Origin of the sequence: Streptomyces sp. NPDC088817, assembly GCF_044750345.1 — a bacterium.
Lineage (GTDB): Bacteria > Actinomycetota > Actinomycetes > Streptomycetales > Streptomycetaceae > Streptomyces.
In genome coordinates, this window is sequence record NZ_JBIVJN010000023.1 from 1 (window position 1) to 20,099 (window position 20,099).

Here is a 20,099-nt window from a genome sequence, read left to right on the forward strand (position 1 = left end):
TCACCCCGGAGTTGCTCGATCTCCCCCAAGTCCACACGGGCAGCCTGCCGGACTCGGCACCCAAGATCAAATCAACCTAACGAAGTACTACTAGAGGGAGATGAACCAAGATGCAGACCCTGGCGAGCTGGGACGGCGGCCCCGGGCCGTGGATCCTCTTCTTCCCGCTGTTCTGGGCGACCGTCGCCGTCGGCGTCGTCACCCTGCTGCGCCGTACCGTCCGGCGCGGCCGCGGCACCCCCTGGCGCGCCCCGGACGGGCGCCCCGCCGCCGACTCACCGCTCGCCGTCCTCGGCCGGCGCTTCGCCTCCGGCGAGATCGACGAGGACGAGTACTGGCGCCGCCTGTCGGTGCTGGAGGAACACTTCGGCCACACCGGAAACAGCGGCGCCCGGTGACCCGGTCACAGCCCCACCGCCCCCGCCGCCGCCCGGCTGGGCGACGGCGGGACGTGGTCAGCCGACTGCGGCTGAGCCGGCCGGGGCGTGGACGGGTAGGACGGGGCGTACGCCGTCGAGCGCGGAGGCGGCTTCGGCCAGGCGGCGTGAGGGGTGCTCCCCGGTCACGAGCGCCGGTACCCGGGCCGGCACCGCGATCGAAGGGGCGGCGGTCGGCAGGGTGAACCAGACGACCTTCCCCTGCTCGCCCTCCGGCCGCGCGCCCCAGCTCTCGCTCATCGCGGCCACCATCGCCAGCCCCCGACCTTCGGTGGCCAGCGGCGCGATGGCGCCCATCTCCTCCACCACGGGAAGACGCGGGTCGTGGTCGCGCACGGAGACCGTGAGCCGCTCCAGCAGCAGTTCGAGCTCCACGGTGCACAGCTTGTCGGGCCGGGCGTGCTGGTGGACGTTGGTCAACAGCTCCGTCACACCGAGCGCGGCCCGGTCTATCAGAGCGTCCAGATGCCAGTAGCGCAGATGCGCCGATACGATTCTGCGGACCTGGCCGATCCGCGACGGCAGGGCTTGGAGCTCCACCGTGCAGTGCCTGCTTGGGTGACTGATCACGGCTGCGACTCCCCGACGTTGAAGGTCCGGAAGAACACGACGTTTCGGATGCAGCAGGACGCCTGCGTGACATTGCCGCCTGCTGTCTGACCGGCGGGCTGGTTCGCAGCGTTATCGCCGGTAAACCCTGAGTGACGTGAGACCAGCGTGACCCACGGGGTGATGTCACGCAACTCGCCTCACTCAGCCGCCGCGCCCGGCCGCCCGGCGGACGGCCTCGACGAACCGGCGGGCCGCGGGCGGCCCCGGTTCGCCCGGTGCGGGGTCGTGGTCGCCCAGGGTCAGCAGGTAGCGGTTGCCGTCCAGGTCGGCCAGCGCCCGGTCGTCCGGGGCGTACCAGGGCTGGGACGCGCGCACCGACTGCACCGGCGCGCTGTCGATCTCGCTGCCGTAGCTGGTCAGCAGCTCCAGCCTGCCGTCGCGGATCCGGACCCGTCCGGCCCGGGTGAGTGAGCGCAGCCGCTTGTCGATCCGTACGCCCGTGGCCGTGAACTCCGGTTCGGCCATCTCCTCGCCCCTTCGTGCGTGTCGCCGGCTCCCGTCCCGCCCGGTCCACGAGCCGGCCCGGCTCGGTCGAGATTGCTGTGCCCGCCGGGCCCTTTGTCCCGACGCGGTGCAGTCTGCACGCCTTCGGCACGCAGCACCAGATGCGCGGGGAGCGCTCGCGGGCGGCACCCGGAGCACTCCCGCGAACGCGCCCCCCGGCCCGTGCGCCCCCGTGCCGTCGGCCAGTCCGGGCGAGAGGTGCTCCCAAGCATCGCCTTGAGCCGCTCAAAGGTGCGTTTATGCAGGTGAGAAGCGTGTTGAAGGTGTCTATCATCGAGGGCGTCCGGCCGCGCGGGCCGCCGCCGGCGCACAGCGTAAGGAGCCCCGCCGTGAGCACCACCGAGCAGCGCCGGACCGGCGCCACCCTCGACGTCGACCGCAGCGACAACGGCTACCGGGACTGGCTCAAGGAAGCCGTCCGCAAGGTGCAGGCCGACGCCAACCGCTCGGCCGACACCCATCTGCTGCGCTTCCCGCTGCCCGAGGAGTGGGGCATCGACCTCTACCTGAAGGACGAGTCCACGCACCCGACCGGCAGCCTCAAGCACCGGCTTGCACGGTCGCTGTTCCTGTACGGCCTGTGCAACGGCTGGATCCGTCCGGGCCGCCCGGTCATCGAGGCATCCAGCGGCTCGACGGCCGTCTCGGAGGCGTACTTCGCGAAGCTGATCGGCGTGCCCTTCATCGCGGTCATGCCGCGCACGACCAGCGCCGAGAAGTGCCGCCTGATCGAGTTCCACGGCGGGCGGTGCCACTTCGTGGACGACCCGCGCACCATGTACGAGGCCTCCGCAGCCCTCGCGGCCGAGACCGGCGGCCACTACATGGACCAGTTCACCTACGCCGAGCGGGCCACGGACTGGCGCGGCAACAACAACATCGCCGAATCCATCTTCCGGCAGCTCGAGTTGGAGCGCTTCCCGGAACCGGCGTGGATCGTCGCCACCGCGGGCACCGGCGGCACCTCCGCGACCATCGCGCGCTACGTCCACTACATGCAGTACGACACCCGTATCTGCGTCGCCGACCCCGACAACTCGTGCTTCTTCGAGGGCTGGACCACCGGCGATCCGGACGTCACCTGCGACAGGGGCTCGCGCATCGAGGGCATCGGGCGGCCGCGCATGGAACCGAGCTTCGTGCCCGGGGCCGTCGACCGCATGATGAAGGTGCCGGACGCCGCCGCCGTGGCCGCCGTACGCGCCCTGGAGGGGGCCATCGGCCGCAAGGCGGGCGGCTCCACCGGGACGGGCCTGTGGAGCGCCCTGAAGATCGTCGCCGAGATGCTGCGGCAGGGCCGCAGGGGCAGTGTCGTGACCCTCCTGTGCGACCCCGGCGACCGCTACCTCGACAAGTACTACTCCGACACCTGGCTGACCGAACAGGGCCTGGACAGCGCCCCCTGCACGCGGACGCTGGAGTCGTTCCTGGCGACCGGGGTGTGGCCGGCCTGACGGGGCCCTCGACGACGGGCCCTCAGACGCCGGTCTCGTCCTCGGGCTCGCCCGCCACCACCAGCCGCAGGTGCTCCGCGATCTCGGCGCGTGCCTCCGCGGGCAGCCCCGCGTCCGTCACCAGCGTGTCGATCCGGTCCAGCGCGGCGAAGGAACTCAGTCCCACCACACCCCACTTGGTGTGATCGGCGACCACCACCACCCGGCGCGCGGACTGCACGAGGCGCCGGTTGGTCTCGGCCTCCGCCAGGTTCGGCGTGGACAGGCCCGCCTCGGCCGATATCCCGTGCACCCCCAGGAACAGCACGTCGAAGTGGAGCGCGGCGATCGCCTGGTCGGCCACCGGACCCACCAGCGAGTCGGACGGCGTACGCACCCCGCCGGTCAGCACGACCGTCGCCGCGCCCTGCCGCTGACCGGAGGTGCGCTGCGCCGAGTGGAAGATGTCGGCGACCCGGACCGAGTTGGTGACCACCGTCAGATCCGGCACGTCGAGCAGATGCTGGGCCAGCGCGTACGTCGTCGTACCGCCCGAGAGGGCGATCGCCGTGCCCGGTGCCACCAGCCGGGCCGCCGTCCGCGCGATGTCCTCCTTGGCCGTCAGCTCCAGACCCGACTTGGCCTCGAAGCCCGGCTCGTGCGTACTGGCCTCCACCACCGGGACCGCGCCGCCGTGCACCTTCTCCAGCACGCCCTGCCGGGCCAGCGCGTCCAGGTCGCGGCGCACCGTCATGTCCGACACGCCGAGCTTCCGGGTCAGCTCGTTCACCCGGACACCGCCGCGGCGCCGGACCTCGTCCAGGATCAGTGCGCGCCGCTGCTCCGCGAGGAGGTTCTGATTCTCACTCACGTGTGCTCCGGTTCCTTTCGCCTCAAGCCGTCCGACCCGCCCGCGCGCCCGCCGGCGACGAGGAGGCCCGTCATGTCCTCCGGGGCGTGGACGTCCCATCCTGTCATGGGGCGGTTCCCACCGCGCCGCCGCCCGACCGGCGCGCACTTCCGCTCCCCTCCACATCCGGCTCCCGTCACCCGGATCGGGGAGATTCGGTGACGAGGGGTGTGCCGTGTGCCGTGCGAGGCGATCCTGGTGTCCGCACGGACACGGACCGACGGACGCGGCATGGGAGAAGTGCGAACAGTGGAACGTGCGCAGCGGCACCCGGAGACCGCCGGGCCGGACGCCCCCGCCGCACCCGGCGAACCGACCGGACGCGCCCTGGAGCTCCTGGTCCACGGCGTCGGCGGCACCACGCCGGAGAAGATGCTCGACGCCTCGCGCACGGTGCGGATCACCGGCGCCTGGGGCCGGCGCGCCTACAAGGACGCCTCCGCCCGGCGCACCATCGGGATCCTGTGGGACGTCGGCACCTTCTGGCCGCGCGCCGCCCACCCCTTCGCCCCGCCCTGCTACGCCGAACGCGCCGTCCCCGACCTCACCTGGCGGATGGCGACCTGGATCCGGGCCACCGGCGGACGCCTCGTGCTGTCCGGGCACTCCCAGGGCAGCGTGCTGGCCGCCGCCGCGGCCTGGCAGCTCACCCCGCCGGTCCGCAAGCGGGTCGCCCTGCTGACCTACGGATCCCCGCTGGAACGGCTCTACGGCCGCTGGTTCCCGGCCCACTTCGGCTCGGCCGCGCTCGGCGCCCTGCACCGGGACGTGGACTGCTGGCGCAACCTGTACCGGCTCACCGACCCCATCGGCGGCCCGGTCCGGCTGCCCGGCGACTGCGGCCCCGAGGTGGACCGCGCCCCGCTCGAGGACCCGCTCGCCTATGGCCGCACCGCACGCCATCCGCTGCCCGCCCCGATCCTGGGCCACTCCGACTACCAGGCGGACCCGGCCTTCGACGAGGAACGCCGGCGACTGCTCGCCCGGCTGCGCCCGGACCTGCCGGCACCCCGCGGCGGACAACCAGGCGACCCGGCCGGAGCACCGCGCACCGGCCCCGAGCCGCCGGACGATCCCGCCGCTCAGGGCAGCGCGGGCAGGTCCTCGGCGTAGAGCAGCGTCAGATCGTCCGTGCTCGGCTCGGCGAGATGGGCGACCCGCCCGGCGTGCCGCTCCACCATCGCCTCGAAGGTCTGCCGCGCCGTGCGGCCGTTGCCGAACGCGGGGCCCTTGGGGACCGCCGAGAAGTACGCCAGCAGGGCCTCGGCGGTGTCCGGGGCCAGCCGGTACTCGTGCTCCTCCGCCTGCTGCTCCACGATCCTCAGCAGTTCGTCGGGGCCGTAGTCGCTGAAGGTGATGGTGCGGGAGAAACGGGAGGCCACGCCCGGGTTGACGGACAGGAAGCGCTCCATCTCCGCCGTGTAGCCGGCGACGATCACCACCACCGCGTCCCGCTGGTCCTCCATCAGCTTCACCAGCGTGTCGATGGCCTCCTTGCCGAAGTCGCGCCCGGCGTCCTCCGGGGAGAGCGCGTACGCCTCGTCGATGAACAGCACGCCGCCACGGGCCCGTTCGAAGGCCTCCTGGGTGCGGATCGCGGTGGAGCCGATGTGCTCGCCGACCAGGTCGACGCGGGACACCTCCACCAGATGGCCCTTCTCCAGGACACCGAGGGAGGCCAGGATCTCGCCGTACAGCCGGGCGACCGTGGTCTTGCCGGTGCCGGGGGAGCCGGTGAAGACCAGATGGCGCTTGACCGAGGCGGCCTTCAGACCGGCCTGCTGACGGCGTCGGCCCACCTCGATCATGTCGGTCAGGGCGCGCACCTCCCGCTTGACGCTGTCCAGGCCGACCAGTGTGTCGAGTTCGCCGAGGACGTCCTTCGCCGTCCGCGCGGGCGCCGCCGGCTCGGCGACGGCCACCAGCGGCTCCTGCTCGGTGGTGCGCTGTCCCGGGATCGCGCCCAGCAGGCCGGTGGTCGGGAGCGCGGTCTGCACGGCCGTCTCCCTGGCCGCGGGCGGACGCACGCCGCCGCTCTCGTCGCTGGTGCAGTCCTCGACCACGGGGCCCGACCCGTTCCCGGCGTCCGGCCCGCCGTCCGCGAACTCGTAACCCCCGCGGGCGCATCGCTCCGTACGGCACTTCCTGAGCGTCGTACGGCAGCCGTCGATCACATGGAAGCCGTAGCCGCCGCTGCCCGTCACCCGGCAGTCCAGGAAACTGCCGCGGCCCCCGGCGGAGACGTAGAAACCGGCCTCGGCGGGAGAGGCGACCGTGCACCGCTCGATGGTGGGGTCGGCGCCCTTGGTGACGATCACTCCGGTCTGGATGTCGTCCAGGGTGCAGTTGTTGAGGGTGCCGCCGCTGCCGTGATCACGGAACCAGGCGCCCGTGGCAGCGTCCTTGATCCGGCAGTCGTCGAGCTGCGCGGTGGCGCCGTCGCTCACCGACACCGCCGTGTTGCGCACCTGCGACAGGTCGCTGTCGACGACGTCCGCGCGGGAGCCGCGGTCCAGCACGAACAGCGCGTCGGGCACGTCGTGCACCCGGCAGGAGTCGAGCACCGCGGTGGCGCCGTCGCTGACCCACACCGCCGGGTAGTCGCCGGTGCTGTCGAAGATCTCGCACTGGTTGGCGTCCACGCGCGTGCCCGGGTCCCACACCGAGAGGCCGTTGCGCCCGAACTGACGCACCGTCGTCCTGGTCAGCGTGAGCACGGAGCGGGAACGCAGGTCCACCGCGTTCTCCGGGATGTCGTGGATGCGGCAGTCGGCCAGGGTCAGCACGGCGTCGGTGTCGAGCGTGACGCCGTCCCCTGCGATGCGGTGCACATCGCAGTCCGTGAGATGCGCGGTGGCGCGGCCGGTGATCTGGACACCGCTGCCCCGAACCTCGTAGACCTCGCAACCCACCGCCTCCAGGGCGGAGTTGTCGCCCGTCGCGGTCAGGCCCGCGCCGGATACATGGTGGACACGGCAGTTCTCCAGCCGGGGGTGGGCGCCCCCGCGGACCGTCACGCCCGACTGCCCGGCCGCGACGACCTCGCACTCCTCGTACACCCCACCGGCCCCGTCGAGTACGGCGATGCCGATGCCGGCCGGGTTGTCGACCGTGCAGCGGCGCACGGTGGGCCGGGCGCCGCCGCGCACCTCGATACCGGCGGCGGAACGGGTCACGATCCGCACGTCCCTGAGTTCCGGGGCGCCCTCCTCCACCAACAGGGCGGGCGCGGCGGCGTCCTGGCCCTCGACGTGCAGGTCCTGGACCACCGCCGAGGCGCGCACGGTCAGCGGCACCCCCTCCGTGGGGGCGATGCGCACCGAGCCCGGGGCGCCCTCGGGGCCGCGCAGGGTCACCGCCCGCTGTACGACGAGGTTCTCCCGGTAGGTCCCCGGGGCGACGGTGAGCACGTCACCGTCGGCCGCGGCCTCCAGGGCGGCGGCGAGCGATGCGTACTCACCCGTGCGGCGCCGCCACCGCGATGTACCGGTGTGCGTCACCTGGACCGTGCCCTGTGCCATGGCGCTGCTGTGCCCCCACCTCGTGGTACGCGGGTTGGTTGATGCCGATTGCGTCGGCCGGTCCACCGTAGCGTGCGAGCGGACGCTCGGTTGACCAGAGCCCAAAGGCCGTCAGCTGCCGGTGCCGGTACGGCCCCAGTCCGGGCCCGCGCGGTCCCAGGCCTGGTCCCAGAGCGCGTACCGCCGGCGGTCCAGGCGCCAGACGATCAGCCGGCGTATCCCCTCCACCAGGAGCGCGGTCAGCATGCCCGCGCCGCAACCGGCCAGCACGGCGTGGGTCGTGGCCGTCGTGGAGTCCAGGGGGCGGGTCACCATCCGGCCGTGCTCGTCCGTCCACAGCGTGAAGTGGTCGCCGGGGCGGGGGGATCTCAGGGACGTCGTGACCGGGCCGTGCTGCCGGGTGCCGTCGGGGGCGGTCCAGTCGGCGAGGACGCGGCTGCGCGGGTCCCGCCCCGTGGTGATCTCCGGGTCCGGGTCGAGCCGGTTCAGCCTCTGCACCACCGTCGCCGCCACCGGGTGCCGGGACCGGACCTGTTCGCGCACGGACTGCTGAAGGGCGTCCTGGGCGAGGAATCCGGCCAGGCAGCCGATCACGGGGGCGGCGACGAGGACGAGCAGCAGCGCGACCAGGGCCACCCAGGCCTCGGCGAGATCGGTCCCGCGCCGCAGCGGGTTGCGCCGCCAGCGCCAGAGTCCGCCGATCACCCGCACCGTTGTCGCACCCCCCTTCCCCTCCGCGATGCCTCCGGTCCGTGATAACCCCGGCCGGAACCGTTCGCCCCCTCGTCGGCCGAAGAGAGAGGGAAATCACCTCGGGCCGGTGAATCCCCTCCATTCCTCACGAAAGCCCAACGGCCGGGCCCCGCTCCCGGGTTCCCGCCCGCGGCCGCCGATCATTCGAGGACGGTGACCGGATCGCCGAGCCGGATGGTGCCGGTGGACTCGGGCACCAGGTTCTGGCCGAAGATCAGCTCGCCGCCGAAGCGCCGGTGGCGGCCGAGGGTGCGCAGCGGCTCCTTGCCGCGGACGCCGGTGGCCTGGTCGGTGGTGGTCACCACGCAGCGACCGCACATCTTGACGACCCGGAAGGCGACCTCCCCGATCGCGATGCGCGTCCAGTCGTCCTCGGCCCAGGCGGGGGTGCCGGCCACCACCACGTTGGGCCGGAAGCGGTTCATGGGGAGCGGGCCCTCGGCGGCGTGATCCCCCTCGGCGATCAGGGAGTTGAGGGAGGCCAGGGAGGAGACCGCGGTGAGCAGCAGCGGGAAGGCGTCGGCGAAGCTCACCGTCTCGCCCGGCAGGGCGAAGTCCGGGTCGACGGGCCGGCGCGTGGCGGGGTCGTCCAGGTGGACCAGGCGGACTCCGTCCCCGGCGAGGGCGGCGCACCAGGCGTGCGCGGCCTCGTCCGCCGGGACGGCCTCCACCTTCTCGCCGAAGATCTCCACGGTCACCGTCTCGCCCGGTGAGGGGACGGCGACCGTGACCGGGGCCCGTCCGGGCGCGGAAAGACGCAGACCGCCGCCGGGCTCGGGCTCGGCGGCGGCCAACGCGATGTGTGGCTGCTGGCGTTGCGTGACGACCTTTCCCCCGTCGTCGATCAGCGCCCAGCGCCGGTCCCCGGCCAGCCCCCAGGGCTGGACGACGGCCTCCGCGAGCGCGACGGCTCGCAGCGCCTTGACCGGGTGGATGTGCAGCGCGTGCAGGTCCGCGTTCCCCATGACCTCATCCTGCCAGGAGACACGGACAGCCGGGGAGCGGATCAGTAGCCGCGGTACTGCTGGTTCTGGTTCCCGTACGGGTCCTGGTAGGGCGCCGGGGCGGGCCGGGGCGTGGCGGGACGCATGGCCTCGTAGCCGGTGCCGTTCCCCATCGGGCGCGGTGGCTGCGGCTGCTGCTGGCCGGGGTACCCGCGCGGCGCGGAGGCCTGTTGCGGGATGTAGGCCGTGGGCGGCTGCGGGGGGACGGGCTGCGCCGCCTGCGGGTAGCCGTAGGAGGGCTGGGACGGGGCCGCCGGGAGGGCGGGCAGCGCCGAGGGCAGCGCGGGCAGGTGGCTGCCGGTGCTCATCTGGCTGCCCGGGCTCAGGTGGCTCCCCGTGTCGTACGGGGCCGGAACACGGATGGGGGCGATCTGCGGGGTTCCTCGCTCGGCCACGAGCGAGTCGTAGATCGGGGTGTCCGGGAAGGAGGCGGAGTAGTAGCCGCCGCCATAACTGGAGCGGGGGGAGGTCATGGCCATAAGTAAAGCCCACGATGTGCTGGTTGGGGAGACCGATAAGAGGGTTGTTTTCCGTGTCGGCGGTGACGTGAGGTCGCCAATCTGAGCGAACTTGGCTAAAAAGGGGCATCGGGTGATGGCCGGATGGTGTATGGGCCGATCTTGGGGCCGGGTTACCGGCGGTCGGCCAGCGAGTTCCGGTGCTTGTCATGGGAGTTCGGCGGGACCGGGACTAGGTTGGTCGGGTAGCGAGCCGACGGACTGCCGGGCACGGCCTGTCCGACACGTGATGGGGGCGAAGGATGTCCATGCCGAAGGGGTCGAACACGCCGGTGCCCGCCACCGCCCTGCGCGTCGAGGTGGGCTGGCGCCGCGGTCCCGGCGTTCCCGACGCGGACGTCTCGGCGCTGCTGCTGGCGGGCGGAAAGGTGCGTTCCGACGCGGACTTCGTCTTCTACAACCAGCCGGCCCACCCCTCCGGCGCGGTCCGGCACGAGGGCAAGGACACCCTCGGCGACCAGGTGACCGACACCCTGCTCGTGGACCTCGCGCGCGTGGAGCCCTCGATCGAGAAGGTGGTGCTCGCCGCCTCCGCGGACGGTGGCACCTTCGGACAGGTGCCCGGCCTCCACATCGAGGTCCGGGACGCCGCCGCGGGGACGGTGGCCGCGCGGTTCGACAGCACCGGCGCGACCGTGGAGACCGCGTTCGTGCTCGGTGAGTTCTACCGCCGTCAGGGCGCCTGGAAGTTCCGGGCCGTGGGCCAGGGCTACGGCAGCGGACTGGAGGGCCTGGCCACGGACTTCGGCATCACCGTGGACGAGCCGCAGCACACGCCGCCGCCCCCGGCGCCGGCCACGCGGGCACCCGGCATGGCGCCGCCGCCACCCGCGCCGGCCCCTTTCCCGGTCACGCCCCCGCCGCCGGTCGGCCCGCCCGTTCCCCTGCCGCCACCGGCCGCGGCCCCGGTCACCATGCCGGCCTCCGGCACTCCCACGTTCCCGGCCGGCACCCCCGTGCCCGCCGTGCCCGTATCCCCCGCGCCCGCGCCTGCCGCCGCTCCGGTCCGCCTGAGCAAGGTCACGCTCACCAAGGCTGCCCCCACGGTGTCGCTGGCCAAGCAGGGCGGAACCGGGGGCGCCATGCGCGTGAACCTCAACTGGCAGGTGCGCAAACAGTTCTCCGGCTGGGGCAGCAAACGCGGCCGGGCGGTCGCCATGCACAGCGATCTCGACCTCGACCTGTGCGCCCTCTACGAACTGTCGGACGGCCGCAAGGGCGTCGTCCAGGCCCTCGGCAACGCCTTCGGCGCGCTGCACCGGCCGCCGTACATCCACCTCGACGGCGACGACCGCACCGGCGCCGCCGCCGACGGCGAGAACCTCACCATCAACCTCGACCACAGCGGCGACTTCCGCCGCATCCTCGTCTTCGTGACCATCTACGAGGGTGCCCGCTCGTTCGCCGACCTGCACGCCACGGTCACCCTCCAGCCGCAGCACGGCGCCCCCGTCGACTTCTCCCTCGACGAGTGCACGGTGCCCTCGACGGTGTGCGCCCTCGCCCTGATCACCAACAACGGCGGCGACCTCGTGGTCCAGCGGGAGGCCCGCTACCTGGTCCCCGAACGCGGGGTGAGCCCGCAGCGCACCATCGACCGCGCCTACGGCTGGGGCATGAACTGGACCCCCGGCCGCAAGTGAACGGCCGGCGGCTCACCCCTCGTCGGGCACGGCGTCCGGACGCGCGTACGTGCGGCCCTTCCAGGCCGCACCGCGGCCCCGGTAGTGCTGCACCGCCGAGTCGACCGTCATCAGCAGATAGAGGAACGCGGTGAACGGCAGCAGGGGAGCGAGCCACAGGCGCTGCCGGTAGTGACGGAGCATCGGGACGTACGTCGCCGTCATCACCAGCCAGGCCGCGCCGCCGGCGCCCGCCGTCACCACGTCGCCCGCCGCCAGGCCCACGGCCAGGGCCACCGGCGGCACCAGGTACACCAGCGCCAGTCCGGCGACCGTGCCGAGCACCAGCAGCGGGTTGTGGCGCAGCTGCGCGTACGCGCTGCGCGAGACCATCCGCCACAGGTCGCGCAGCCGCGGATAGGGGCGCACACTGTCCACCCGCTCGGCCAGCCCCAGCCAGATGTGGCCGCCGCCGGCCTTGACGGCCCGGGCGAGGGCCACGTCGTCGATCACCGCCTGCCGGATCGCGTCCGGGATCCGCGCCCGCTCGGCGGCCTCGGCGCGCAGCAGCACACAGCCGCCCGCGGCCGCCGCCGTCCGCGCGCCGCGGCGGCCGATCCGGCGGAACGGGTACAGCTGCGCGAAGAAATAGACGAAGGCCGGTACCACCAGCCGCTCCCACCGGCTCTCCGCCCGCAGCCGGGCCATCTGCGAGACGAGGTCGAAGCCGCCGGTGCGCGCCGCAGCGACCAGCTCGCGCAGGCTGTCCGGGGTATGGGCGATGTCGGCGTCCGTCAGCAGGAGGTAGGCGGGGCCACGTGCGCGTGCCAGGCCGATGCCGTGCCGTACCGCCCACAGCTTGCCCGTCCAGCCGGCGGGCGGCTCACCCGGGGAGGCCACGGTCAGCGGCAGCCCGCCGTGCCGCCGCGCCAGTTCGCGGGCCAGCTCCCCGGTGCCGTCCTGGCTGCCGTCGTCGATCAGGAAGACCTCCGCGCGACCCGGATACTCCTGGGCGAGCAGGGAGGGCAGGCTCTCCGGCAGGACGGCGGCCTCGTCCCGCGCGGGGACGACGACGCACACCGACGGCCAGTCGCCGGGCGGTGGGTCCTCGCGGGGCGGGAGCCTGACGTCCGTACGCCAGAAGAAGCCCTGGCAGAGCAGCAGCCACAGCCAGGCGGCGAGTGATCCGACGGCACTCCACTCGATCACGCTCACCCGCGCAGTCTGCCCCACCCGGGCGGCCGGTTCGAGGGGATCGACTATCGTGGCCGGGTGAAGATCGCGCTCATGGACTCCGGGATCGGGCTGCTGGCGGCCACGGCCGCGGTACGGCGGCTGCGCCCCGACGCGGAACTCGTGCTCTCCCTTGACCCCGCGGGCATGCCGTGGGGCGCGCGCACGCCGGAGAACCTGACCGAGCGCGCCCTGGCCGTCGCCGAGGCCGCCGCCGCGTACGGCCCGGATGCCCTGATCGTCGGCTGCAACACCGCGACCGTGCACGCGCTCACCGCCCTGCGCGCCGCCCTGGAACCGGACCTGCCGGTCATCGGCACGGTGCCGGCGATCAAACCGGCCGCGGCCGGCGGCGGACCCGTCGCCATCTGGGCGACTCCCGCCACCACCGGCAGCCTCTACCAGCGGAACCTCATCCGCGACTTCGCCGACGGCGTGCCGGTCACCGAGGTCCCCTGCTGGGGCCTCGCCGAGGCCGTGGAGCAAGCGGACCAGACGGCGATCGACGAGGCCGTCGCCGCGGCCGCGGCGCTCACCCCCGGGGACGTGAGGACCGTGGTCCTGGGCTGCACCCACTACGAACTGGTCGCCGAGCGTATCCGGGCCGCGGTCCGGCGACCGGACGGCCAACCGCCCGCCCTGCACGGCTCGGCGGACGCCGTCGTCGCCCAGGCGCTGCGCCGGATCGGAGCCCGGCCCGAACCGGAGGACCGGACCGAGGGCCGGGTGACCGTGCTGCTGAACGGGCGGGAGAGCGCCCTGCCCGCCCCGGCCCTGGCCTACGCGGAAGGCCGCCTCCTCCAGCAGGCCGCCCCCGTCCGCTGACCCGGGCCGGCCACCGGGCGCGTCCGTCCGGGCGCGGCCGCCCCTGTCCGGTCACTCTGTGCGACACGCTACCGGCGCAGCGAAACCTGAGTAACCTCATGGGTATGAGGGACCACCCCCAGAACAGTTCCCATTCCGAGGTGTGGACCGGACGGGCCACCAATCGGATGCAGTGGCTGCTGGCGCTCGTCGGCGCCGCCTGCATGGCGCTGGGCATCGAGCTGGCCGTCGACTCCGCCTGGACCTCGGGCGTCGCCCCGCTGGTGATGTCCGTCGTGGGCTGCATCGCGGCCGGACTGCTGGTCCTCTTCGGCACCCTCGCCTTCGTGCACGTCGCCGTGCGGGTCGATCACGAGTCCCTGGAGGTGCGCTGCGGGCACATCGGCCTGCCGCGCCGTCGCATCCCGCTCGCCCAGGTCGCGGGCGCCGAGTTCGTACCCCACGTGACCCCGCGCCACTGGGGAGGCTGGGGCTACCGGTGGCGGCCCGAGAAGGGCACCGCGGTCGTCGTACGACGCGGCGAGGGCGTCGTGCTGCGCCTGTGGGACGGCCATACGTTCACGATCACGATCGACAACGCCGAGACGGCGGTGCACGTGATCAGGGACCGTCTGCACCCGTCGGCCTCAGGACGGGCCTGACCTGCCTGACCAGCAGCGGACGACGACCGGCCTGACCGGAACGGCGAGGACGGGCGGCCGTACACTCCCGGAGTGACCGTCACCGCAACTTCCGTCGACGCGTCGGACCCGCTGCGACCGCAAACCGCGCCCGCGCCCCTGAGGGCGAGGCTGCTCCGGCTCGTGCCCGCCGCCGTGTCCGCCCTGTCCGGCGTCCTGCTCTACCTCAGCTTTCCCCCGCGCCCCCTGTGGTGGCTGGCCCTGCCCGCCTTCGCGGTCTTCGGTGGGGTGCTGCGCGGACGCACCTGGAAGGCGGCCCTCGGCCTCGGCTACCTCTTCGGCCTGGGATTCCTGCTGCCGCTGCTGGTGTGGACCGGCGTGGAGGTCGGTCCCGGTCCGTGGCTGGCGCTCACCGCCGTCGAGGCGGTCTTCGTCGCGCTGGTGGGAGCGGGTGTCGCGGCCGTGTCCCGGCTGCCCCTCTGGCCGCTGTGGGCGGCGGCCCTGTGGACCGCCGGCGAGGCGGTACGCGCACGCATGCCGTTCCACGGCTTCCCCTGGGGCAAGGTCGCCTTCGGGCAGGCCGACGGCGTGTTCCTGCCGCTGGCCGCGGTGGGCGGCACCCCGGTGCTGGGCTTCGCGGTCGTCCTGTGCGGCTTCGGCCTGTGCGAGGCCGTGCGCCTCGCGGTGCGCGGGCGGCGCGGAGACGCGGTACGGGGTCCGGCCGCGGCCGCGGCCCTGCTGAGCGTCGCCGTCCCGGTGGCGGGCGCTGTGGCCGCCCGGCCGCTGGTGAGCGACAAGGCCGAGGCGGGCACCGCCACCGTCGCCGTCATCCAGGGCAACGTGCCCCGGGCGGGCCTGGAGTTCAACGCCCAGCGACGCGCGGTCCTCGACTACCACGCGCGTGAGACGGAGCGGCTGGCCCAGGCCGTGAAGGCGGGCAAGGCCCCCAAACCGGACTTCGTGCTCTGGCCGGAGAACTCCTCCGACATCGACCCCTTCGTCAACCCCGACGCGAGTGCCGTGATCAGCATGGCCGCCAAGGCGGTCGGGGTGCCGGTCTCCGTCGGCGGCGTCGTGGAGCGGAACGGCGAGCTGTTCAACGAGCAGATCCTGTGGGATCCGGCCAAGGGGCCCGTCCAGACGTACGACAAACGGCAGATCCAGCCCTTCGGCGAGTACCTTCCGCTGCGCCCCCTGCTCGGGGCGATCAACAAGAACTGGACGTCGATGGTCCGTCAGGACTTCAGCCGGGGCACCAGGCCGGGGGTGTTCACCATCGACGGCGCGAAGGTGGGCCTGGCCACCTGTTACGAGGCGGCCTTCGACTGGGCCGTGCGCGACACCGTCACGTCCGGCGCGCAGATGATCTCCGTACCGAGCAACAACGCGACCTTCGACCGCAGCGAGATGACCTACCAGCAGCTCGCCATGTCCCGGATCCGCGCGGTCGAGCACAGCCGCACCGTCACCGTCCCGGTGACCAGCGGCGTCAGCGCGATCATCATGCCCGACGGGCGGATCACGCAGAAGACCGGCATGTTCGTGCCCGGCTACCTGGTCCAGAAGGTGCCGCTGCGCTCCTCCGAGACGCCCGCCACCCGGCTGGGCACCCTGCCGGAGATCGCCCTGGTACTGGTCGCGGCCGGAGGACTGGGCTGGGCCGCCGGCGCGGGACTGCGTCGGCGCCGCGCCGGGACCGTGTAACACCGAAGCGGGGGGCGGCGTGCCCGGAACGTGCAGCGTGCGCCGGACTGCGCCGGTGGCGTGCCGAGCACGAGTTGCGCGCTGGACCGTGCGGTCGCGTGCCCGGAACGTGTGGCGCGTTGGACTGCGCGGGTGGCGCGCCCGGAACGTGTAACCGTACGCCGGACGTACGCCCCCCCGGATGCCCCGGACCAGGCCAAGGCCCGGAGCGCCCGCCCGTTAGGGTCGGCCCCATGGCCATTCCCGACTTCATCCGTACGCTCCGGGCCTCGGCCGGCAGTCAGTTGCTGTGGCTGCCCGGGGTCACCGCCATCGTCTTCGACGACGACGGCAGAGTGCTGCTGGGCCGCCGCTCCGACACCGGCAGGTGGTCGGTGATCGGCGGCATCCCGGACCCGGGCGAGCAGCCGGCCGCCTGCGCCGTGCGGGAGGTCCACGAGGAGACCGCGGTGCACTGCGTCGTCGAGCGGGTGGTCCTCGTCCAGGCGCTGCAGCCCGTCACCTACGGCAACGGCGACGTCTGCCAGTACATGGACATCACCTTCCGCTGCCGTGCCGTGGGCGGCGAGGCACGCGTCAACGACGACGAGTCGCTGGAGGTGGGGTGGTTCGCGGTGGACGCGCTGCCCGACCTGGACGAGTTCAGCGTGTTCCGGATCAAGCAGGCCATGTCCGACGCACCCACGTGGTTCAACTCCATGGAATTGGCCTGAAGTATGGGCCGTGCCCATATGTGGTGCGGCGGACGACCTGCCTAGGGTCGCCCTATGACCTCGCCGCTCCCCGCCCCGCACACTCCCTCGCTCGACCTCGGCGGCCGCACCGCGCTCGTCACCGGTGCCGCCGGCGGCATCGGCCGCGCCTGCGCGCTGCGGCTGGCCGCCGCCGGGGCGAGGGTCAGAGCCGTCGACCGGGACGCACCGGGCCTGGACGCGCTCGCCGAGCGAGCGGACGGGCTGGCCGGCTCCCTGGAACCGCTGGTGCTCGACCTCACCGACCTCGACGCCGCCGAGCGGGCGGCCGCGGGCACCGATGTGCTCGTCAACAACGCCGGGCTGCAACTCGTGCGCCCCATCGAGGAGTTCCCGCCCGAGGTCTTCCACACCGTGCTCACCGTGATGCTGGAGGCGCCCTTCCGGCTCATCCGCGGCGCTCTGCCGCACATGTACGGGCAGGGGTGGGGCCGGATCGTCAACATCTCCTCGGTGCACGGCCTGCGCGCCTCCGCCTACAAGTCGGCCTACGTGGCGGCCAAGCACGGCCTGGAGGGACTGTCCAAGACCACCGCCCTCGAAGGCGCCCCGCACGGCGTCACCTCCAACTGCGTCAACCCCGGCTATGTGCGCACGCCCCTGGTCGAGGCGCAGCTCGCCGACCAGGCGCGGGCCCACGGCATCTCCGAGGAACGCGTGCTGTCCGAGGTGCTGCTGAAGGACAGCGCGGTCAAACGGCTGCTCGAACCGGAGGAGGTCGCCGAGGCCGTGGCGTACCTGTGCGGCCCGCAGGCCTCCTTCGCCACCGGCACCTCGCTGCTCCTGGACGGCGGCTGGACCGCGCACTGACCGGCCGCCCGCCCGCTGACGGCCCGCCCGCTGACGGCCCGCCCGTTGACGGCCCGCCCGGCTCTCCGACCGGCCGCCCCGGTTCCTCTGCGCGGCCGGGTTATCCACAGGCTCCAGCGGAGAACCGACCGATGGGTGATCCTGTGGGCATGTCCAGCGATCACGTGCAGTCCGCCCGGCCCCCCGTCGCCCGGACTCCGGCCGGCAGCGCCGAGACCCCGTTTCTCGAGCTGCTGGCCCGGGGCGCGCCCACCGCCGCCTACGAACAGCCCATGCTGCTCGCCCGCGCCGAGGGCCGGCCGGCCGAGTGGATCGACGCGCTGGAACGGGCCGGACGGCTCGCCCTGCGCGTCCGCGCGGAACTGGAGGGCAGGCGGCGCCGCGAGGCGGAGCTGTCGGCGCTGTTCGAGACCGCCCACGACCTGGCCGGCCTGCGCGACCTGGACGCGGTTCTCCCGGCCATCGTGCAGCGCGCCCGCTCGCTGCTCGGCACCGACGTCGCCTACCTCACCCTCAACGACCCCGCACGCGGCGACACCTACATGCGCGTCACCGAGGGCTCGGTGGCCGCCGGCTTCCAACAACTGCGCCTGGGCATGGGGGAGGGGCTGGGAGGCCTGGTCGCGCAGACGGCCCGCCCCTACGTCACCGACGACTACTTCAAGGACGCCCGCTTCCAGCACACGGGAACCATCGACGCGGGCGTGCGGGACGAGGGCCTGGTCGCGATCCTCGGTGTGCCGCTGATGCTCGGACCGCAGGTGATCGGCGTACTGTTCGCGGCCGACCGGCGGGCCCGCGTCTTCGAACGGGAGCAGATCGCCCTGCTCGGCTCCTTCGCCGCCCTCGCCGCGGCGGCCATCGACAGCGCGAACCTGCTCACCGAGACCCGCTCGGCACTCGCCGGGCTGGAGCGGGCCAACGAGATCATCCGCGACCGCAGCGGCGTCATCGAGCGCGCCTCGGACGTCCACGACCGGCTCGCCGAACTGGTCCTGCGCGGCGGCGGAGTGCACGACGTGGCCGCCGCCGTCTCTCAAGTGCTCGACGGCACTGTCGAGTTCACCGAGGCCGCTGCCGCACCCGCCGACGCCCTGGAGGCGTCCCGGGCCGAGGGACACGCGGTGCCGCACGGCCCGGACTGGATCGCCGCCGTCGCCGCGGGCGGCGAACTGCTCGGGGCGCTCGTGCTGCGCGGCCACCCCGGCCTCGATCCCGTCGACCAGCGCACGCTGGAGCGAGCCGCGATGGTCACCTCGCTGCTGCTGCTCGCCCGGCGGTCCGCCGCCGAGGCCGAACAGCGCGTCCGCGGCGAACTGCTCGACGACCTCCTGGACGCCCGCGACCGCGATCCCCGCCTGCTGCGCGAGCGCGCCGCCCGGCTGCACGCCGACCTCGGCGCCACGCACGTCGTGCTCGCCGCCCGCCTCGGCGCCCCGTCCGGCGACGCCGAGCAGGAGGCCGCCGCCCGCCACCGGCTGTCGTCGGCGGCCTTCCACCTGGCCGCCACCCGGCACGGACTGGCAGCCGCCCGCGACGGCGGCACGGTCCTGCTGCTGCCGCTCCGCCACGGGGACAGCGCGACCCAGCTGGCCCGCCGCACCGCCCGTCACCTCGGCACCACGGTGCGCGAGGCGGTCACCGTGGGCGCCTCCGCCCCCGTCGAGAACCCCGCCGCGTGTCCCGAGACCGTCGCCGCCGCCTACGAGGAGGCGCGGCGCTGCCTCGACGCCCTGCGGCTGCTCGGCCGCACCGGCGACGGCGCCGCCGCCCGGGACTTCGGCTTCCTCGGCCTGCTGCTGGCCGGCGACCGGGACATCGCCGGCTTCGTCGACCGCACCGTCGGCCCGGTCGTCGCCTACGACGAGCGGCGCGGCACGGAGCTCATACGCACCCTGGAGGCGTACTTCGCCTGCGGCATGAGCCCGGCCCGCACCAAGGACGCACTGCACGTCCATGTGAACACCGTGGCCCAGCGCCTGGAACGCGTCGGCCGGCTGCTGGGCCAGGACTGGCAGACCCCGGCCCGCGCCCTGGAGATCCAGCTCGCCCTGCGCCTGCACCGCCTGTCGGCACCGACGCGGAGCTGACCCCCCGTACGCGGGCGGGCGTGCGTGTGGAGGGCGGCCGGCCCGGGGGAGCGGGCGGGATCAGACGGGACCCGCGCCCGCGACGCGGTCGGCCGACGGCGGGGAGTGGCCGGCGTCCGGCGGGTTCAGCAGATGGGCGACGTCGCGGGCGGCGGCGGTGACCTGCTCGTCGGTCGCGTCCAGTCCCTGGGCCGCGAAGAAGGCGAGGTTGACGCTGAACAGGGCCATGCGGATGCGCAGCGCCTCCTCCACGGAGGCGTCCGGGCCGGTGAGGGCTTCGAAGAGGGCGGTGAGCCGCTCGAAGACGTTCTCCCGGCCGGGGTGCAGTTCCTTGACGACGTGCTGGTTGGCGAAGGCGAAGCGGACGGCCTGCAGGCCCTGCCGGGAGACCAGGTCGATCATCCGGTCGATGACCTGTTCGCGGAGCCGCCGGCCGGGAGGCTGTGTGCGGGCCCACTCGACCAGGTCGTCGAGGGCCTCCAGGTGTTCGGTGAACAGCGAGCGGACGATGTCTTCCTTGCCGTCGAAGTGGTAGTACAGCGCCGCCTTGGTGATGCCCAGGCGCTCGGCGATCTCCCGCAGGGAGGTGGCGTCGTAGCCCTGGGCGGCGAACAGTTCCAGGGCCACCTTGCGGATCTCGGCCTTGGTGTCGCTGCCTCGCCGGTGTCCCGCGCCCGCCATCTCCATCCGCCTTCTTCCTGCTGTGCCGCGTCCGCCGATCGTCGCTGCCGGGGGATCTCGCTTGCCAGCT

General features: G+C 73.5%; 18 protein-coding genes and 1 pseudogene. 10 read left to right on the forward strand and 9 right to left on the reverse strand.

The window, feature by feature from the left end; translation table 11 throughout:
* The first annotated feature begins 110 nt into the window (after window positions 1-110).
* Window positions 111-398, forward strand: a complete 288-nt coding sequence (locus ACIP4X_RS32335; protein WP_358732889.1) for an SHOCT domain-containing protein — start codon at window positions 111-113, stop codon at window positions 396-398.
* Window positions 399-455: 57 nt separating this feature from the next.
* Here ACIP4X_RS32335 and ACIP4X_RS32340 read toward each other — a convergent pair whose 3' ends face one another.
* Complete coding sequence (locus tag ACIP4X_RS32340) at window positions 456-1,007, reverse strand: ATP-binding protein (RefSeq protein ID WP_358732891.1); 552 nt, start codon at window positions 1,005-1,007, stop codon at window positions 456-458.
* 183 nt (window positions 1,008-1,190) lie between these two features.
* The gene (locus tag ACIP4X_RS32345; protein WP_358732893.1) at window positions 1,191-1,514 is read right to left on the reverse strand and encodes a hypothetical protein; all 324 of its coding nucleotides are present in this window, start codon (window positions 1,512-1,514) and stop codon (window positions 1,191-1,193) included.
* A 368-nt stretch (window positions 1,515-1,882) separates the two neighbouring features.
* Here ACIP4X_RS32345 and ACIP4X_RS32350 point away from each other — a divergent pair, with 368 nt between their 5' ends.
* The gene (locus tag ACIP4X_RS32350) at window positions 1,883-3,007 is read left to right on the forward strand and encodes a PLP-dependent cysteine synthase family protein (protein WP_358732895.1); all 1,125 of its coding nucleotides are present in this window, start codon (window positions 1,883-1,885) and stop codon (window positions 3,005-3,007) included.
* Window positions 3,008-3,029: 22 nt separating this feature from the next.
* On the opposite strand, the gene ACIP4X_RS32355 is transcribed toward ACIP4X_RS32350, so the two are convergent.
* Complete coding sequence (locus ACIP4X_RS32355; protein WP_358732896.1) at window positions 3,030-3,857, reverse strand: DeoR/GlpR family DNA-binding transcription regulator; 828 nt, start codon at window positions 3,855-3,857, stop codon at window positions 3,030-3,032.
* Window positions 3,858-4,307: 450 nt separating this feature from the next.
* Between ACIP4X_RS32355 and ACIP4X_RS32360 the strand changes: the two are divergent.
* A pseudogene (locus tag ACIP4X_RS32360) lies at window positions 4,308-5,009 on the forward strand (hypothetical protein); the annotation flags it as partial.
* On the opposite strand, the gene ACIP4X_RS32365 reads toward ACIP4X_RS32360, so the two are convergent.
* From ACIP4X_RS32365 to ACIP4X_RS32380, 4 genes are all read right to left on the reverse strand, one after another.
* Window positions 4,979-7,417 carry a right-handed parallel beta-helix repeat-containing protein gene (locus ACIP4X_RS32365; protein WP_401351737.1) on the reverse strand — a complete coding sequence of 813 codons (2,439 nt, stop codon included), beginning with the start codon at window positions 7,415-7,417 and terminating at the stop codon, window positions 4,979-4,981. The pseudogene ACIP4X_RS32360 and the gene ACIP4X_RS32365 overlap by 31 nt on opposite strands.
* A gap of 111 nt (window positions 7,418-7,528) precedes the next feature.
* A complete protein-coding gene (locus ACIP4X_RS32370; RefSeq protein ID WP_358732900.1) occupies window positions 7,529-8,128 on the reverse strand; it encodes a hypothetical protein in 600 nt (199 codons plus the stop codon).
* Window positions 8,129-8,310: 182 nt separating this feature from the next.
* On the reverse strand, window positions 8,311-9,135 hold the full coding sequence (locus tag ACIP4X_RS32375) for an MOSC domain-containing protein (RefSeq protein WP_401351741.1): 825 nt from the start codon (window positions 9,133-9,135) through the stop codon (window positions 8,311-8,313).
* Window positions 9,136-9,176: 41 nt separating this feature from the next.
* A complete protein-coding gene (locus tag ACIP4X_RS32380; protein ID WP_358732904.1) occupies window positions 9,177-9,647 on the reverse strand; it encodes a DUF6643 family protein in 471 nt (156 codons plus the stop codon).
* Window positions 9,648-9,940: 293 nt separating this feature from the next.
* On the opposite strand from ACIP4X_RS32380, the gene ACIP4X_RS32385 reads away from it, so the two are divergent.
* Window positions 9,941-11,335 (forward strand): TerD family protein, encoded by a 1,395-nt coding sequence (locus ACIP4X_RS32385; RefSeq protein ID WP_401351744.1) that lies wholly within the window; start codon window positions 9,941-9,943, stop codon window positions 11,333-11,335.
* A gap of 12 nt (window positions 11,336-11,347) precedes the next feature.
* On the opposite strand, the gene ACIP4X_RS32390 is transcribed toward ACIP4X_RS32385, so the two are convergent.
* Window positions 11,348-12,547, reverse strand: a complete 1,200-nt coding sequence (locus tag ACIP4X_RS32390) for a glycosyltransferase (protein ID WP_401351746.1) — start codon at window positions 12,545-12,547, stop codon at window positions 11,348-11,350.
* Window positions 12,548-12,586: 39 nt separating this feature from the next.
* Between ACIP4X_RS32390 and ACIP4X_RS32395 the strand changes: the two genes are divergently transcribed.
* From ACIP4X_RS32395 to ACIP4X_RS32420, 6 genes are all read left to right on the forward strand, one after another.
* A complete protein-coding gene (locus ACIP4X_RS32395) occupies window positions 12,587-13,372 on the forward strand; it encodes an aspartate/glutamate racemase family protein (RefSeq protein ID WP_358732909.1) in 786 nt (261 codons plus the stop codon).
* Window positions 13,373-13,476: 104 nt separating this feature from the next.
* Window positions 13,477-14,013 (forward strand): hypothetical protein, encoded by a 537-nt coding sequence (locus tag ACIP4X_RS32400; RefSeq protein ID WP_358732911.1) that lies wholly within the window; start codon window positions 13,477-13,479, stop codon window positions 14,011-14,013.
* Between the two features lie 72 nt (window positions 14,014-14,085).
* On the forward strand, window positions 14,086-15,696 hold the full coding sequence (lnt, locus tag ACIP4X_RS32405; protein ID WP_401351751.1) for an apolipoprotein N-acyltransferase: 1,611 nt from the start codon (window positions 14,086-14,088) through the stop codon (window positions 15,694-15,696).
* A gap of 233 nt (window positions 15,697-15,929) precedes the next feature.
* Window positions 15,930-16,409, forward strand: coding sequence for an NUDIX domain-containing protein (locus tag ACIP4X_RS32410; RefSeq protein ID WP_358732914.1), 480 nt, complete (start codon window positions 15,930-15,932; stop codon window positions 16,407-16,409).
* 54 nt (window positions 16,410-16,463) lie between these two features.
* On the forward strand, window positions 16,464-17,258 hold the full coding sequence (locus ACIP4X_RS32415; protein WP_358732915.1) for a 3-hydroxybutyrate dehydrogenase: 795 nt from the start codon (window positions 16,464-16,466) through the stop codon (window positions 17,256-17,258).
* A 149-nt stretch (window positions 17,259-17,407) separates the two neighbouring features.
* The gene (locus ACIP4X_RS32420) at window positions 17,408-19,348 is read left to right on the forward strand and encodes a helix-turn-helix domain-containing protein (RefSeq protein WP_401351754.1); all 1,941 of its coding nucleotides are present in this window, start codon (window positions 17,408-17,410) and stop codon (window positions 19,346-19,348) included.
* Window positions 19,349-19,408: 60 nt separating this feature from the next.
* Here ACIP4X_RS32420 and ACIP4X_RS32425 read toward each other — a convergent pair whose 3' ends face one another.
* Complete coding sequence (locus tag ACIP4X_RS32425; RefSeq protein WP_401351757.1) at window positions 19,409-20,035, reverse strand: TetR/AcrR family transcriptional regulator; 627 nt, start codon at window positions 20,033-20,035, stop codon at window positions 19,409-19,411.
* Window positions 20,036-20,099: the final 64 nt, after the last annotated feature.

Excerpts from the sequence above, each read along its gene's own strand:
- ACIP4X_RS32335 (WP_358732889.1), top strand. The coding sequence starts at position 111 with ATGCAGACCCTGGCGAGCTGGGACGGCGGCCCCGGGCCGTGGATCCTC.
- ACIP4X_RS32345 (WP_358732893.1), bottom strand. The coding sequence starts at position 1,514 with ATGGCCGAACCGGAGTTCACGGCCACGGGCGTACGGATCGACAAGCGG.
- ACIP4X_RS32365 (WP_401351737.1), bottom strand. The coding sequence starts at position 7,417 with ATGGCACAGGGCACGGTCCAGGTGACGCACACCGGTACATCGCGGTGG.
- ACIP4X_RS32375 (WP_401351741.1), bottom strand. The coding sequence starts at position 9,135 with ATGGGGAACGCGGACCTGCACGCGCTGCACATCCACCCGGTCAAGGCG.
- ACIP4X_RS32380 (WP_358732904.1), bottom strand. The coding sequence starts at position 9,647 with ATGACCTCCCCCCGCTCCAGTTATGGCGGCGGCTACTACTCCGCCTCC.
- ACIP4X_RS32385 (WP_401351744.1), top strand. The coding sequence starts at position 9,941 with ATGCCGAAGGGGTCGAACACGCCGGTGCCCGCCACCGCCCTGCGCGTC.
- ACIP4X_RS32400 (WP_358732911.1), top strand. The coding sequence starts at position 13,477 with ATGAGGGACCACCCCCAGAACAGTTCCCATTCCGAGGTGTGGACCGGA.
- ACIP4X_RS32410 (WP_358732914.1), top strand. The coding sequence starts at position 15,930 with ATGGCCATTCCCGACTTCATCCGTACGCTCCGGGCCTCGGCCGGCAGT.
- ACIP4X_RS32415 (WP_358732915.1), top strand. The coding sequence starts at position 16,464 with ATGACCTCGCCGCTCCCCGCCCCGCACACTCCCTCGCTCGACCTCGGC.
- ACIP4X_RS32420 (WP_401351754.1), top strand. The coding sequence starts at position 17,408 with ATGTCCAGCGATCACGTGCAGTCCGCCCGGCCCCCCGTCGCCCGGACT.
- ACIP4X_RS32425 (WP_401351757.1), bottom strand. The coding sequence starts at position 20,035 with ATGGAGATGGCGGGCGCGGGACACCGGCGAGGCAGCGACACCAAGGCC.